Origin of the sequence: Calothrix sp. NIES-2098 (assembly GCF_963875125.1) — a bacterium.
GTDB lineage: Bacteria > Cyanobacteriota > Cyanobacteriia > Cyanobacteriales > Nostocaceae > Aulosira.
In genome coordinates, this window is the sequence record NZ_CAWNKJ010000001.1 from 2,049,476 (window position 1) to 2,066,410 (window position 16,935).

The window sequence follows — 16,935 nt, forward strand, 5'->3', positions numbered from 1 at the left end:
GGAGAGAGGAAAATGAAAGGCGATTTTACCAGGTCTACATTTCAACCACAAAAGCATTACACTAGCGTGCGGATGCAGCAGGGAAGACTGCAATTAGATGCAGATTGGAATGAGCAAATTGACATTCTGGCTTATCTCAATCAAATTCAACTGCAAGATATGATTGGCGTTTCTGGTGTTCCAGAAACAAACGGTGGCTTTAAAATCCAAACCACAGACAATCAAGAGGAGTTAACAATTTCCGCCGGACATATTTATGTTAACGGCATTTTGTGTGAGTTAGAACAAGAAATCAACTACAATCAAAAACCAAAAGCTGATGGTGAATCTGAATATGTAGTTTATCTCGATGTATGGCAACGTTTCATTACTGCCATTGACGACCCAGAAATTCGCGAAATTGCTCTTGTAAATGTACCTGATACAGCGACTCGCACGCAAACTGTTTTTCAGGTGCAACTGATTCTCGAAAAAGAATGGGAAGATTTTCAAAAAAAACATGAAAATCGCCAACTATATCTCACAGCTAATGTTAAATCGATTTCAGGACTCAGTAGTGCGATCGCTCGCGACCAAGGGTTAGGAAATCACTTATATCGTATAGAAATTCACAAAGTTGACGATAACAATCAAGCTACTTTTAAGTGGTCGCGTGACAATGGCTCAATTGTCAGTGCGGTTACAAATATTAAAGAAAATACCATAATCATCCAAAATTTTGGTCGTGATGATTTGCAATCTTTTGCTGCCGGACAATGGATAGAAGTTACTGATGAAGTCCGAGAATCAGAAAATCGACCAGGTACTTTAGTTCACCTGACATCTGCTACATCTGGTAGACAGTTAACTTTTGACCCGGATACTGTAGATGGCGACCCCATCACTAAAGACTATTTTAACTTTGATAAAAATAAAGTAAAAGTCCGGCGTTGGGATAACATTGGTAATAGCGACCAAGCAACCATTCCGATTAATTCTGCTGAATCAATTACTTTAGAAGCAGGAATTGAAGTCCAATTTAATACCGAGAATTTATACCAAACAGGTGATTACTGGCAATTACCAGTTCGTAGCGAACAACGAATCGATCAAATTCCTTGGTCTGGTAAACCGCAAGCAGCACAAGGAATTAAACACCACTATTGCCAATTAGCAAAAGTAACATTTAACGGTACAAACTTTTCCAGACTTGAGGATAAACGTCCCAAATTTCAGTCTCTAACAGCTCAAAATAATAAGTTAGATATTTCCGGTGGTTCAATAACTGGTTCTTTGGGTGTGGGACTTGATAGTAAAGAAAAACCACAAGCGAGATTGCAAGTTCAGGGTGAACAAGAGCAAGTTATAGAAGATAGTACTCTTTTTAGCAAAGAGGATAGTCCAGCAACCATTGAAACTCAGGGATTATATATTGGGCAACTCAAAGCAGGTGATATCATTATTCCCACTACGACACCTGGACAACCCGAACAAAAAATTGCGATCGCAAAGATTGACGATGCTTCAGGAATCTTGACTGTTACACCTCCTTTGATTCCTGCCATCCCTCAAGGAACGACTTTTAAATATCAGTTACCCACTGCTATATTTACATCCAATGATGGTACAGCACAACTAATTATTAATGCTCTTGGTAACGTTGGGATTGGCACAGTTGCACCAAATGCAAAATTAGAAGTAGCAGGTATATCTAATTTCCCAACTGCTATATTTACATCCAACGAGGGAACACCACAACTAATTATTAATTCTGTTGGTAACGTTGGGATTGGCACAGTTGACCCAAAAGCCAAACTAGAGGTAGCAGGTACAGTTAAAATTACCGACAATACCACAATCGATAAAAACCTGACTATTGGTGATTCTTTAGATATTACTAACAATTTAAAAGTTAATAATACAATCGCCACTGCCTTGGGTAATGTTGGGATTGGCACAGTTGAACCAAAAGCTAAACTAGAAGTAGCAGGTACAGTTAAAATTACCGACAATACCACAATCGATAAAAACCTAAATATTGGTGATTCTTTAGATATTGCTAACAATTTAAAAGTTAATAATACAATCGCCACTGCCTTGGGTAATGTTGGGATTGGCACAGTTGAACCAAAAGCCAAACTAGAAGTAGTCGGTAAAGTTAAAATTACTGAAGATACTACAATTGACAAAAGTCTTACAGTTACAGATACAATTACCACCGCTAAATTGAATGTTACCGATACATTTGAGGCTAATACATTTATTGGCGATCACTTACAGATTCGGGGCGATAGTAGTATTGGTGGTTCGTTAGATATCGCAAATAATTTAACAGTTAATAATACAATCATCACTGAACTTGGTAGCGTTGGTATTGGCACAGTTGAACCAAAAACAAAATTAGAAGTTGTAGGCACAGTTAAAATTACCGACGATACCACAATTAACAAAAATCTCACAGTTAATGATACAATTACCACTGCCAACTTGAATGTTACAGGTACATTTGCAGCTGACACATTTACTGGTAATCGCTTACAGATAAATGGGGATAGCAATATTAGTGGTTCTTTAACGATCGCTCGCGATTTAACAGTCAATGGTAGATTCAATACTGCCGACTTAAATATTAATGGGGCATTAGAAGTTGAGACATTTACTGCTAATAGCTTCCAAATTCGTGGGGATGGTGGTATTGCTGGTTCGTTAGCGATCGCTAATGATTTAAATGTCACTGACAAAACTAAAACTGCTAACTTAGAAGTTACAGGTACTAGCCAAATAAATAATTTGCAAGCTAACAACTTGCAGATTAATCGTAATGTAGGCATCGGTGTCGCTAGACCTTTGGCCAGGTTGCACAATCAAGGTGCAGCACCTTTACCAGGTCAAAGCCAAATTTCTAGCAATGGTATTAATGTTAATAGCACTGGTACGTCATTTAATCAGTATTTGAACGTTGGTGATATAGTCACCGTGACCAATGGATCGACAAATCAATCGAGACTAATTACTAGCATTGCCGCAAATGGTACTTCTTTAACTGTGAATGCTCCTTTTATCCCAGGATTACCAGCCACAGGAGTAGAATTTACCTATCAACAGCCAATTACTCGCCTAGCAGATAGTAGCGGTGTCACTCAGTTTATTATTACCTCCACAGGTAATGTGGGAATTGGCACATCTCGCCCCGATTTAGATACAAAGCTACATATACAAGGTAATGTGAGAGTTTATGGCAATTTATTTCAGGATTCTTCTAGAGAATTAAAAGACAATATTAGTGAAATTTCTCAGCAAGAAGTTTATGAAATATTAAAAGGTTTGAATCCTGTTAAATACAGTTACAAAAATGACACAGAGCAAAGATGGCATTTAGGATTTATTGCCGAACAAGTACCAGAGGTATTGGCATCTCCTGATAAAACAGCAGTGCAACCTTTCAATATTGTGGCGGTATTAGCTAAAGCTGTCAAAGACCAACAAGCAGCGATCGCAAAATTAACTAATCTTGTCGAAGAACAGCAGAAACAAATAGTAGCATTAACACAGCAAACCAAAAGTTTAGAGCAAAAAAGCTGGTGGGGTTGATCCTATCAAACATCTGACCCATGACTTTAATATTAATCAAGCTAAATCCTTGGGACTCAACCTGGTATATGGTTTGGTGAAGCAGATTAACGGCACAATCGAGATTAACAACCAACAAGGAACCGAATTCAAAATTTCTTTTATGAATATGGTATGTGCCGATAAAAGCCTCAGATTTTGTCATATTTTTTCAGATTGATGTTTACTGCCAGAAGTATTGACCGAAAACAAAAAGGATACAAGCTCCCAGATCGCCACACTTCGCTTACGACGCTACGCGATTGATGATGGAGAAGCAAAAAAATGTATTTCAGGTCCCACAGCAGAGGCTACTCAAGTCGCGATCGCTACGGCCGCTAGCTCCTAAATTTATTTATGTGTGTCTTTAATTTTGAATTCACGGCAAAGCGATGTAACGAAATATGCTGAGTTTTAAGTTACTATTGAAACAAATGATACTTTAAACCTTTACCGATAGTTAATCAAGATCTAGTAGATGGGCATACTAACTTCATGAAGCAAAAACAAACTTGCACCATGAGGTAAGTATAAATGTCTAATGTGAGCTACACCCCTATTATTGCCGGCTATCAAATTAGCGCTCAACTGTATGCAGGTTCCAGAACTAGAGTATACCGAGCTATTCGTGAGCAAGAATCACTTGCAGTAGTCATTAAACTTCTTACTTCTGAATATCCCAGCTTCAATGAATTATTGCAATTTCGTAATCAATACACTATTAGCAAAAATCTCAATATTCCTGGTATTATTCATCCTTTATCGTTAGAAACCTATGGAAATGGTTATATTTTAGTGATGGAAGATCGGGGGGAAATTTCTTTACGAGAATATATTAAAAAAACTCCTATTACTTTAGTTGAATTTTTGGCGATCGCTATTCAATTAACTAATATTCTCAACGGTTTACACCAAAACCGTGTTATTCATAAAGATATCAAACCTGCAAATATCCTGATTCATCCCCAAACAAAACAAATTCAACTAATTGACTTTAGTATTGCCTCCCTGTTGCCTAAAGAAACCCAAGAAATTAAAAGTCCTAATGTTTTAGAAGGAACCCTTGCTTATATTGCTCCCGAACAAACCGGGAGAATGAATCGAGGCATAGATTACCGCAGCGATTTTTATTCTTTAGGCGTGACATTTTATGAATTATTAACAGGAGAATTACCATTTATATCTGATGACCCGATGGAGTTGGTGCATTGTCATATTGCAAAAATGCCAACTGCATTAGAAAAGCGGGAAAAAATTCCACAGGTGCTTGCTAATATTGTGATGAAATTGATGGCGAAAAATGCTGAAGATAGATATCAGAGTGCTTTGGGATTACATCACGATTTAGAAAATTGTTTATCTCAACTAAAAGATACTGGTAAAGTTGAATATTTTCAAATTGGTCAGCGAGATGTATGCGATCGCTTTCTGATTGGCGAAAAACTCTATGGGCGAGAAAAAGAAGTTGCAATCTTACTGCAAGCTTTTGAGCGCGTCGCTAATGGCACATCCGAAATGATGCTAGTGGCAGGATTTTCTGGTATTGGCAAAACTGTGGTAGTCAATGAAGTTCACAAGCCAATTACCCGTCAGCAAGGATATTTTATTAAAGGAAAATTTGACCAATTTAATCGTAATATTCCCCTATTAGCATTTGTGCAGGCTTTACGAGATTTAATGGGGCAATTGTTATCCGAATCTGACGCGCAATTAGCACAATGGAAAACCAAGATTCTCGAAGCTGTAGGCGATAATGGACAAGTTTTGATTGAGGTAATTCCGGAACTGGAAAGAATTATCGATAAGCAACCTCTTGCGCCAGAATTATTAGGAACTGCGGCACAAAATCGTTTTAACTTATTGTTCCAAAAATTTATTGCAGTGTTTACCACCCCAGAACATCCATTAGTGATGTTTCTGGATGATTTACAGTGGGCAGATTCAGCTTCTTTGATGTTGATTAAACTCCTGATGCAGGATAACAGCTATTTGCTATTGTTCGGGGCTTATCGAGATAATGAAGTACAACCTGCCCATCCGTTTATCTTGATGGTTGAGGAATTAAAGAAAGCAGAGAAAACTGTTAATACAATTACGCTTTCACCCCTGGCCTTGAGTGACACAAATCAGTTAGTTGCGGATACATTACATTGTCTGACAGAGCGATCGCTTCCCCTCACAGAATTAATCAATCGCAAAACCAAAGGAAATCCGTTTTTTATCACCCAGTTTCTCAAAGCATTGCACGAAGATGGGCAGATTACATTTAATCATGACCAAGGCTATTGGGAATGCGATATTACCCAAATCAATGCGCTTTCCCTGACTGAGGATGTAGTGGAATTTATGGCGCAGCAATTGCAGAAATTGCCAAAAGAAACGCAACAGGTACTTAAGTTAGCGGCTTGTATCGGCAATCAATTTGATTTAGCAACTTTAGCGATCGTTTGGGAACAATCGCCAGCAGATGCGGCAAATGCTTTATGGAAAGCCTTAAAGGAAGGTCTGATTCTGCCACAAAGTCAAGTATATAAATTTTATCTCAATTCCGATCGGGTAGATGCGAATACTAGCAACATCGAAAATGTCGCTTATCGATTTCTGCACGATCGCGTCCAACAAGCAGCCTATTCTCTGATTCCCGAAGACCAAAAACAATCCACCCATTACCAAATCGGACAACTTTTGCTCCAAAAGATATCAAAAGAAGTAAGAGTTGACTGCATTTTTGAGGTAGTCAATCAATTAAACTATGGAACTAGTTTAATTACCGAACAAAAAGAACGAGATGAATTAGCTGAACTTAATCTGATTGCTTGTCGCAAAGCCAAAAGCGCTACTGCTTATCAAGCTGCTCGTGAATATGCTACTACTGGATTATCTTTACTCGAAAAAAATCCTTGGCAACGTCAATATGAAATCAGTCTAGAATTCCATGATTTAGCAGCTGAATTAGCTTGGCTAGGCGGTGATTTTGTGGCGATGGAACAATTTATTGAAACAGTCATCAAACAAACGCATTCGTTACTAGAACAGATCAATGTTTACCGAATTAGAATTCATTCAAATGTCTCTCGGAATCAACTGCACACAGCTATTACCATTGGTCAACAAGTATTACAGCAGCTAGGTATCACCTTTCCGCAGACACCCACAAAGAATGATATTCAACAAGAAATTGCAGACATTGAACAACTAATTGGCGATCGCGAAATTGCAGATTGTGTTCGCTTACCAACGATGACGGATAGAGAAAAAATTGCCATTCTGCGGATCGCCAGTAGCATTATGCCAGCTGCTTACCTCTCTGCTTCTCCCTTCCATCCATTACTGGTTTGTTTGTCAGTCAAGCTATCGATTCAATATGGAAATACATCGGTTTCAGCCCATAGTTACGCCTCTTATGGCAATATTGCTTGTAATATGCAGCACGATGTCGAGACAGGGGTTAAGTTTGGTCATTTGGCACTCGCTGTCGTCTCCAAACTCGATGCCAAAGCTGTCAAACCAGGGGTATTACTGACAGCGGCAATATTCATCTTACACCGCAAATCCCACCTCAAAGAAATACTGCCACTCCTGCAAGAAAACTATACAAGTGCCTTAGAAGTAGGAAATCAGGAGTATGCAGGATATAATGCTCAAGCTTTCTGTTTTCATTCTTTTTGGTGCAGTCAGCCCCTTGCAACCTTGGAACAGGAGACTCGTGCTTACTGCAATGGGTTGGTGCAAATGAATCAATTGACAACGGCTAATAACTGTCGAATCTATTGGCAGTGTATGTTAAATTTGCTACAGAATACAGAGCATCCGACTACCTTATCTGGGGAAGTGCTCCAAGAAGCAGAATTTCTGCCTCTATTGATCTGTGCCCATAATTTTTCTGGGTTGTATAACTTCCATTTGTATAAGCTGATGCTGTGTTACCTATTTGGGGAAATTGAATCAGCGAAAAGCCATGCAATTGAGGATAAGCGCTATTTAATGGCTGCGAGGGGAATGTTTAGTGAAGCAGTGTTTTATTTCTATGATTCTTTGATTGCTCTAGCACAATTGAGTCCGAAATCACCGGAAACATCAGCAGCATTAGAGCGAGTGGAACAAAACCAATCGCACCTGCAACAGCACTGGGCGGACTATGCTCGGATGAATCACCAACATAAGGTTGATTTAGTCACCGCTGAAAAATGCCGGGTATTAGGACAGAATGCAGAAGCTAAGAAGCTATACGACAAGGCGATCGCTGGAGCCAAAGCTAACGAATATATCCAAGAAGAAGCTTTAGCTAACGAACTGGCTGCTAAGTTTTACCTTGCTTGGGATCAGGAAAAGGTAGCCGCAGGCTATATGCAACAAGCCTACTACTGCTACGCCCGTTGGGGTGCAAAGGCAAAAGTCGCCCATTTAGAACAACAATATCCACAACTACTGGCGGCTATTCTCCAACCGCCTAACTTTGCTATCTCAACTGAAGCAACCATCGCCTCAACTGTGATGAGAGGTGTAACTAAAAGCTATAGCAGCCAAGATTTATGGTTAGATTTTCCTGCCGTAATGAAAGCAGCACAAGCAATATCACAAGAAATTGAATTAGACAAACTGTTAGCGACTTTAATGCAGATTGCGATCGCTAATGCTGGCGCACAAATCGGTTATTTGGTTCTGCGCCAAGACGAACAATGGGTAGTCGTTGCTCAAGCCGATGGACAACGGGCAAAAACCTTAGAAATTCCGCTGGATCAATACCAAGAAATTCCCCAAAGTTTGATTTATGCAGTGGTACGGACTCAACAGACAACTGTGTTTGAAAACTTGAGCGATTCAGCACAATTTACAGGCGATCGCTACCTCATCACCCATCAGCCAAAATCAGTTTTGTGTACTCCTATTATTCGACAAGGAAAACTCATCGGGATTTTGTACTTAGAAAACAACTTAACCATAGGCGCTTTTACTAGCGATCGCATCGAGATTCTACAACTTTTGACTAGCCAAGCTGCCATCTCTCTGGAAAATGCTTGTTTGTATCAACAAACCCAAAACTATTCTCAAACCCTAGAAACAGAGGTGGAACGCAAAACCCAAGCGCTCAACCAAAAAGCCCAAGATTTAGAGCAGACCTTAAAAAAATTGCAACAAACTCAAGCGCAATTAATTCACAGCGAGAAAATGTCATCACTTGGTCAACTGGTCGCTGGTATTGCTCACGAAATTAACAATCCAGTTAGTTTTATTAAGGGTAATCTTACGCATACAGAAAATTATATTGAGGACATGATGAGTTTGTTGACACTGTATCAACAAGAATATCCACAACCTAGTCCAGCTATTCAAGCCAAGAATGAAGAAATTGACCTTGATTTTCTGTTTGAGGATGTCAATCAAATTTTACAATCGATGAAAGTAGGCAGCGATCGCATCAGCCAGATAGTCTTGAGTTTACGGAACTTTTCTCGCTTGGATGAAGCAGAAATCAAAGCTGTAGATTTACATAGTGGAATTGAAAGCACGTTGTTAATTTTACACCATCGCTTGCAAGCCTCTGAAAATAAACCCGAAGTCCGAGTGGTTAAAGAGTATGGCCGCTTACCTTTGGTGACTTGCTCTCCTAGTCAGCTGAATCAAGTGCTCTTAAATATTATTAATAATGCGATTGATGCTATTCGAGATAATCCCGAAAGCAGTGAAAATCCAGAAATTCGGATTCGCACTGAAGTGAGAGACAACAAACAATTACGAATTGCGATCGCCAATACAGATAGTACGATTCCTGTAAATATTCAAGACCGAATTTTTGACCCGTTCTTTACAACAAAACCCATAGGCCGCGGTGCTGGTTTGGGGTTATTTGTCAGTTATGCAATTATCCAACAACATGGCGGTACTTTAACTGTGCGATCGCAGCCTAAAGAAGAAACAGAATTTGAGATTTTTCTCCCTCTTTCTTGAAAGATTCTTCATTAGCTAAAAAACAGGACTTAAACAAAGGGTAAGTCCTGTTGAGAGTTATCAAACTCTAAATTAAGATAATTTGATTTTTCTATTGAGCTTTTGCAGATGCAGCTTTCGCTTCTACCTTAACGCTCTTAACACCTTTTTGTTCCTTAACTATGGATTCAATTTTTTTCACATCAGCCTCAGTCGGAACTGTTCCTTTAACGGTGACAACTCCATCCTTATCTTCAACTACTAACTTGCTACCTGGAATCTTTTCTGATAATTTGCTGAGAATCAGGTTTTTAGAAGTACTTTCAGCAGCAGCTTTGGTAGTAGTTTTGGTGTTTGCTGCGGCTTGTTTAACTGCGGTTTTACCAGTTTCAGTAGTAGCTTTAGCCGCTGTTTTAGTTTTATCGCCTGTTTCTTTTGCTGTAGTTTTGGCAGTTTCAGTAGCAGTTTTAGCTCCAGTTGCGGTTTTTTGAGAGGCTTCTTTTACTGGTTGAGTAGAAGTATTTGTAGTGGAAGTATCTGAACTGGTTTTTGTTGCTTCTTGGCAACCAACAGCACCAACCACCAGAATACCGCTAACTAATAATGGAATTAGCTTTTTCATATCAATCTCCGAATTGATGACTTGAAGCGATGAATTGAGATGTGTGTGATGTTGAGGAGTGAGAGTTAAAAAACAATTAAATTTGAAATTGCACAAGTGCTAAATTTAGCACTTAGGCGATCGCAACATCAAACTAGGAAAACTTCTGGAAGCTGGGATAATTTAGCTACCTACAGAAGCACCGATTTAATTTTAGTTGCGGCTGCTAATGAGTAAGACTCTGCATACACTTGATGACTCTCTATCGACTGAACGTAGATGCCAAGCGGCTTTCCTCAAGGTGTTTGATGTTAGTCTCTCAATAGACATTTGATATTACCAGATCTGAGCAGGTTTGGCACATCATTATTTAAAATTTTAATAATTGCTGATTCTCATTGGTCAAGAGTCTGAATATAATACTCCCAGTTCGCCTATTTTTTTAGAGCTTAGAAGAATAATATCAATTGGAAAAAAGAATACGATAGATAGGTATAGACACAGTACTGCTGTGTCATTAAGACTAATTCCTGACAAATTAACTACCTAAGGATTTTATATCGCTTGTAGGTTAGGTAATTTTGCTGCAACTCGTTTGCATTAACTACCCTCGAAACGAGCAACGATCTTGCATAAATCAAATTGGATTGCTATAGTAAGTGATTTAATCAGATATTAACGAATTCTCCAACGATTTAATAGAGATTTCTTTAATTTCATTTCGCTGGTGAATTGGTAAGGTGCGATTTCTTAAAAAGCCGCCACAACGGTTTGTTAACACGGCTTGAATTTCAGCGATGATAGATAAGGCGATCGCTTCTGGTGTCTCTGCTCCAATGTCGAGACCAATGGGACTATGCATTTTTTCTAGTTCTTCTGGAGTGTATTCTAATCCTTGTGTATGTAAATCCTGAAGTAATTTTTCACTGCGACTCTTGGGCCCCAAAATACCTAGATACTTTGCAGAAGATGGAATTAGCATTTTCAAAATTTCTAAATCGTCTAGGTAATTATGAGTCATAACTACAGCTATAGTTTGCTCATTCACAGATATTTGTTTGTCTAAAATTTCTCGACGGCTGAGAATTACTTCATCGGCTATTTTAAAACGTTCTTTACTGGCTTCGTTAGCTCGAAAATCAACAATAGTTACTTGCCAACCTAAAGCTTTAGCAAAATTGACTGTAGGTAAAGCATCTTGACCTGCACCAAAAATTATGAGATGTGTAGGTGGCTGGATAACTTCTATAAATACATCTACACTACCGAAAGGTAATTGATATTTATTAATACTTGATTTTTGATTCTCCAGAGCATTTTGGGCATCTTTGATTAGGGCAGATTTTAAAGAATATTCTGTGATATTAGTAGCTATATTCTTGTCTGGCTTGAGTATGAGACGTTCGCCAACTTTGATATTCATTGCACCTTCAACAGCAAAAACAGTGGCGATCGCACCTTTTTGCTGTTGGTCAAAACATTCTTGAATAAACACCAGGGGATTCAGTAAGTCATGTTTATCTAACCGTTCAATCAGAACTTGCACTAATCCATTACAACCAAGCCCAAACCCCCAAACAATGTCTTCATCAGCTGTTGTGTCGTAGGTAATAGCAATTGGTTTTCCATCTGGCATGGAAACGCGAGTATGTTGAAATACATCATTTTCTAAGCAACCACCGCTGATCGTGCCAATTATAGAACCTGTTTGCGTCATCAACATCCGCGCACCTGGGCGACGATAGGTAGAACCTTTAACATTAACTACAGTTGCTAGAAAGCTTGATTCAGTATCATGTTGAATTTCTGCAAATGTTTGCAAAATAGCAGTAATCTCTTTCATTACTAATTATTCTCAAGTGCATTTTTAAGATGAACGCGGATAGAAACAAGTTTTACCAAAATGTTTTACCAGCTTCCCTTCCGTATTTTTGATGTATAGCTTCAATTTCAGATTTATTAGTTGAATCTTTTAAGGCTTTTTCCTGAATTTCTATCCAGGTAAGCAACATATTAGTGAGGCTTGGCCATTCGATTTCAGGTATAAAATCACTATCGTAGAAACTTATTACAGGTGAGGTTTCTTGCTGGTTTTCACTACCGATGACAGCTAGTATCCAGTCCTCAAAACAATAAATAGGAAACCAACGTGGGTCGATATTTTTACCATAATTTTCCCTATAATCGACAAAATTTTGATAAAGTCTTATTGCTTCTTCTAAGGTAAGAAATGAGTTAACATCTCTAAATGAAAAGTCTGTATAGTTATCAAGGCAATTCCAGTCTTTGGCAGGTTCGTCTAGTCCAATGGGTAAACAACCATTACCTCTTTGATACAAGTCGTAAATCTCTATTGGCAACTCGAATGGATAATCCTTTGTAATTGCTTTTATCTGTTCTAGACTCAACCTTGGGGAATAACAATCTAATACTACTTGCTGTAATTCTTCAGAGCTTAACTGCTTTTTGTAATCCTTGATGGAAAGACCATTTACTAACTGATATCCATTACCGAGCATCCAATAAAAGGCTTTCGTGTCAAGCGTTGTTATCACATTCTTGAACCCTGCGTAGTAGATGGCAATTCGATCGATGGCTTGCATTATTGCTGACATCTTAAGCGCTCAAATTATTTCAAGATTTAATTGATATTTTCACTCATCTCACCGAGAAATTTTAGACAACCAAGTGAACTCCATCAAGGAATTTTTACTACAGCGCGGGCTTACATCGGCAGATAAGTTATTAATTTTTGTATTTAATCAATGATTGTGCTTCATGATTTACCATCATGGGCGGAGAAACCCCGCCCCTACAAATGGATTTAACAAAAGAAAATCACAACAATTTATCTGGTGTGATGGGTAGATCGCGGATGCGTTTACCTGTGGCATGGTAAACTGCGTTGGCGATCGCAGCTGACACACCTGTGATGCCAATTTCTCCCACACCCCTTGCACCTGCTGGGTTGAAGTTGAGATCGGGTTCGCCAACGAAGGCTACTTGGATGCGGGGAATGTCTGCATGGGCGGGAAAGTGGTAAGTAGCTAAATCGTAGACTACGGGGTAGCCGATGTTGGGGTCAAAATGACATTCTTCCATCAGGGCTTGCCCAATACCCATGATGACGCCGCCGCGTACTTGGCTGGCTGCTGTTTTGGCATTGATGACTTTACCAATATCCATCACTGACACCCAACGGGTTACTTGCAGGCGACCGATTTCTTCATCGATACTGACTTCGCAGAAATGCGCGCCCCAAGACTGAAACGCCCATTTTTTGCCTTCTCCACCAGGTGCAGATGAGGCTGTGGCTTCAAAGGCGGCGCTTCCCGATTGGCTGAGTTTTGTAAAAGCCTCTTGTGCAGTTTTAGCTTTAGCAGTTTTCAGGACTTCCTGACAGGCTGACATCACCGCCGGGACAAGGGATGCTGTCATTTGCGAACCACCTGCTATACCTGCATCTGGTAATAAAGAGTCGCCCATTTCTACCCTTACTTTTTCTACGGGTAAACCTAAAACCTCTGCGGCTGTGACTGCAACAACTGTGTACGCACCAGTACCCATGTCATTACCAGCAGTCAGGATGTGGGCTGTACCGTCTGGTAGCAACCTGGCTTTTACTGATGCTTTACCTCTCATCCCAGGGAAGGTGGCTGCTGCGACGCCCCAACCTATAAGTTTACCGTCACGAACGAGCGATCGCACTTTTGTCGGTCTATCTTTCCAGCCAAATTGTTCTGCACCGACTCGCAAACAATCAGCAAAATGCTTGGCTGAGAAGGGCAAATTCTTCTTTTGGTGTTCTTTGGTTTCGTTTTTGATGCGCAATTCCACCGGATCGATCTTCAGCGCCCAAGCTAATTCATCGATTGCTGACTCCATTGCCCACATCCCAGGATTCTCTCCTGGCGCACGCATGAATGTGGGCGTACCTACATTCATGGTAGCCAGTTCTTGGTTAACGCGCAGATTGGGCGCAGTATACATCGCTGGCGTTATCCCCGTGCAGGGTTCAGGAAATATATCTACGGGTGAGGTAGCAGATTTTGCCTCATGCTCGATAAATGTTAGCTTGCCATCGGCAGTCGCGCCCAAACGAATTAATTGCTCAGTTTCCGAACGATGTCCAACGTTAGCTGTCATTTGCTGCCGACTCAGGACAACTTTCAGTGGTCGTTTGATTTGCCGCGCTGCCGCTGCCGTTAGAATCCCGTGAGGCCAGGGGAAAGCTTTAGAACCAAAACCGCCACCGATAAAAGGAGTAACAATCCGCACTCGTTCTGTTGGCAATCCGAAGAGTTGTGCATAGGTGCGCTGCGAAGCCACCACCCATTGGGATGGCTCGTAGATTGTCAGGGAGTTGTTATCTTGCCAATGAGCAATAATGGCGTGGGGTTCCATTGGTGCGTGCAGTTCGGTAGCAGTTTTGTAAGTCGCGGCAATTTTGACTGCTGCGGCTGAGTTACCTGCTGCGACATTACCTTTCTCAAACTTGAACTCCTCACCAAACAAAGGTGGTGCTTCTTTAAAGGTAGCTTTATTAGCTTCTACCAACGGCTTTTGAGTTATGTATTCTACCTTAACTAAATGTGCGGCATCCCTGGCTCGCTCGAAGGTATCTGCTACTACTAAACCGATAATTTGCCCGCCGTAGTGAATTGTATCGTCGGACAGCGGTAAACGTGCCTCGTAGATTTTCGAGGTCATAAAATCGTTAGCAGGTTTAAATACCTTGGGTGGGTTTTTGTGGGTGAAAACCTCAATTACTCCTGGTGCTTTTTTAGCTGCACTAGTATCGATACTTTTGATTTGTCCGTTGGCAATAGCGGCAGTGACGAGATAACCGTGAACCAAATTCGGAATTTGATGTTCGGCGGCGTAGGGTGCAGTACCCGTAACTTTTGCCCGGCCATCCTTGCGGTTAACTCCTGTACCAATTACTTTGTTCATGCTACGCCGCCTCCTTTGGCAGAAACAGTGAGTGCGCGCCGAATTGCTCGCTTTGCTAATTCCACTTTGTAAGCGTTGTGGCTTAAAGGCTGGGCTGACTTGAGAGCAATTTCTGCTGCTTGTTGAAATGTTGTGGTTTCAGCAGTCTTACCAATTAAAAACTTTTCGGCTTCTGGAGAGCGCCAAGGTTTGTGGGCTACACCACCGAGTGCTAAACGGACATCTTGAATTTTATCGCCTTTTAAGTCAAGAGCCGCCGCTACAGATACTAAAGCAAAAGCATAGGAAGTGCGATCGCGTAATTTTAAATACACTCCCGATTTCGCAAACGATACTGCTGGCAAAATCACAGCAGTAATTAACTCTCCTGGCTCCAAATTGGTATCACGCTCTGGTGTATTTCCTGGGAGACGATGAAACTCTGTAAATGGTATTTGTCGCTTTCCTTTAGCACCAACAACCTCAACAACTGCATCTAAAGCTGCCAAGGCGACATTCATATCCGAAGGATTCACGGCTACGCACTGGTCGCTAGCACCAAGGATGGCGTGCATTCGACTGATACCACTGATGGCGGGACAACCTTGCCCTGGTTGGCGTTTATTACAAGGGAAAGCCGTATCGTAGAAATAAGGACAACGAGTACGTTGCAGTAAATTACCGCCGACTGTGGCAACGTTGCGAATTTGCTGCGATGCTCCCGAAAGAATGGCGCGGGCGAGGATGGGGTAGTCGCGACGAATATCAGCATTGTCTGCGACAGCGGTATTGCTCGCTAATGCACCTAAACGCAGACCGCCATTCGGCAGCTTTTCAATTCGCTTCATCTCCAGTCGCGTGATATCGATGAGTTGCGATGGCTCATCTAAAAAAACTTTGAGACGATCGACTACATTTGTCCCACCTGCAATAAACATAGCATTGCGATCGCTACTAGCTCTTTGCACTGCATCTGTAACAGAACTAGCACGGCTGTAGGTAAAGTTATTCATGCTATTTCCCCTGATTCACTCACCATGACATCTGCATTAGCAGAGGGTGGAGTTTGCCCTGCTGCCTGTTGGACTGCTGCTACAATGCCGTTGTAAGCGCTACATCGGCAGAGATTACCACTTAATCGCTCTTTGATTTCTTTTTCCGAGATGTCAGCTAATTGTGGCGGACTGGTTAAATCGGCGGTGACAACGCTAGCGCAACCTCGTTTCACTTCATCAAGTAGGGCAACAGAGGCACAAATCTGTCCTGGCGTACAATAACCGCATTGAAAGCCATCGTTCTCGATAAATGCCGCTTGGACTGGATGAAGAGTATCGCCTTTCGCCAAACCTTCGATGGTGACAATGTTCTTATCTTCCTGCATCACAGCCAAAGCTAGACAGGAATAAACTCGCTCGCCATCAATTAATACAGTACACGCTCCACATTGCCCGCGATCGCAGCCCTTCTTACTGCCCACTAAGCCTAAATGTTCGCGCAGCGCATCCAGTAATGTTACGCGCGGTTCAATATTGAGAGTTTGTTGCTCGCCATTTACCCTCAGTTTCACGGTTATCTCTCCTTGGGAATTTTGAGTAGCTTCTTTGGCTATGCTTGCTTGATTGAGCAAAGTGGGAGCTGCAATGGCTGTACCCGCTGCGGTTAATGCTTGCCCCAAAAAACCGCGTCGGGAAGTTTTCCTCCCGCTTTTTTCATTGTCTGGCATGATTTTTCCTTCTTGAGCAACAATGCCGTAATTTAGAAAATCATAATTACCGAGCTAAATTATGAATTAGCTAAAAAAGTTTAAATTCCTAGTAATTACTTTTACATAAAAAATTAAAAGTTTGTTTAAGGTGTTGATTTTTTGAGCTTAGGTAATTTAGTCC

General features: G+C 40.8%; 9 protein-coding genes. 3 read left to right on the plus strand and 6 right to left on the minus strand.

Going from position 1 to position 16,935, the window contains the following annotated elements; genetic code table 11:
* Positions 1-12 precede the first annotated feature (12 nt).
* The 3 genes from AACU33_RS08495 to AACU33_RS08505 all read left to right on the plus strand — a co-directional run bounded on the left by AACU33_RS08495 (position 13) and on the right by AACU33_RS08505 (position 9,537).
* The gene (locus tag AACU33_RS08495; RefSeq protein ID WP_096588100.1) at positions 13-3,570 is read left to right on the plus strand and encodes a DUF6519 domain-containing protein; all 3,558 of its coding nucleotides are present in this window, start codon (positions 13-15) and stop codon (positions 3,568-3,570) included.
* Between the two features lie 217 nt (positions 3,571-3,787).
* The gene (locus AACU33_RS08500) at positions 3,788-3,937 is read left to right on the plus strand and encodes a hypothetical protein (RefSeq protein WP_339375857.1); all 150 of its coding nucleotides are present in this window, start codon (positions 3,788-3,790) and stop codon (positions 3,935-3,937) included.
* Positions 3,938-4,122: 185 nt separating this feature from the next.
* Positions 4,123-9,537, plus strand: a complete 5,415-nt coding sequence (locus tag AACU33_RS08505; protein WP_096588101.1) for a trifunctional serine/threonine-protein kinase/ATP-binding protein/sensor histidine kinase — start codon at positions 4,123-4,125, stop codon at positions 9,535-9,537.
* 91 nt (positions 9,538-9,628) lie between these two features.
* Here AACU33_RS08505 and AACU33_RS08510 read toward each other — a convergent pair whose 3' ends face one another.
* The 6 genes from AACU33_RS08510 to AACU33_RS08535 all read right to left on the minus strand — a co-directional run bounded on the left by AACU33_RS08510 (position 9,629) and on the right by AACU33_RS08535 (position 16,772).
* Complete coding sequence (locus tag AACU33_RS08510; protein WP_096588102.1) at positions 9,629-10,138, minus strand: BON domain-containing protein; 510 nt, start codon at positions 10,136-10,138, stop codon at positions 9,629-9,631.
* Positions 10,139-10,781: 643 nt separating this feature from the next.
* Entirely contained in the window at positions 10,782-11,960 is a 1,179-nt protein-coding gene (locus AACU33_RS08515) for an XdhC family protein (RefSeq protein ID WP_096588103.1), read from the minus strand.
* A gap of 52 nt (positions 11,961-12,012) precedes the next feature.
* On the minus strand, positions 12,013-12,732 hold the full coding sequence (locus tag AACU33_RS08520) for a hypothetical protein (RefSeq protein ID WP_096588104.1): 720 nt from the start codon (positions 12,730-12,732) through the stop codon (positions 12,013-12,015).
* A 223-nt stretch (positions 12,733-12,955) separates the two neighbouring features.
* Positions 12,956-15,070: a xanthine dehydrogenase family protein molybdopterin-binding subunit gene (locus AACU33_RS08525; RefSeq protein ID WP_096588105.1), complete on the minus strand. Its 2,115-nt coding sequence runs from the start codon at positions 15,068-15,070 to the stop codon at positions 12,956-12,958.
* Positions 15,067-16,062, minus strand: coding sequence for an FAD binding domain-containing protein (locus AACU33_RS08530; RefSeq protein WP_096588106.1), 996 nt, complete (start codon positions 16,060-16,062; stop codon positions 15,067-15,069). The genes AACU33_RS08525 and AACU33_RS08530 overlap by 4 nt, the downstream gene beginning before the upstream one ends.
* Complete coding sequence (locus AACU33_RS08535; RefSeq protein ID WP_096588107.1) at positions 16,059-16,772, minus strand: 2Fe-2S iron-sulfur cluster-binding protein; 714 nt, start codon at positions 16,770-16,772, stop codon at positions 16,059-16,061. The genes AACU33_RS08530 and AACU33_RS08535 overlap by 4 nt, the downstream gene beginning before the upstream one ends.
* Positions 16,773-16,935: the final 163 nt, after the last annotated feature.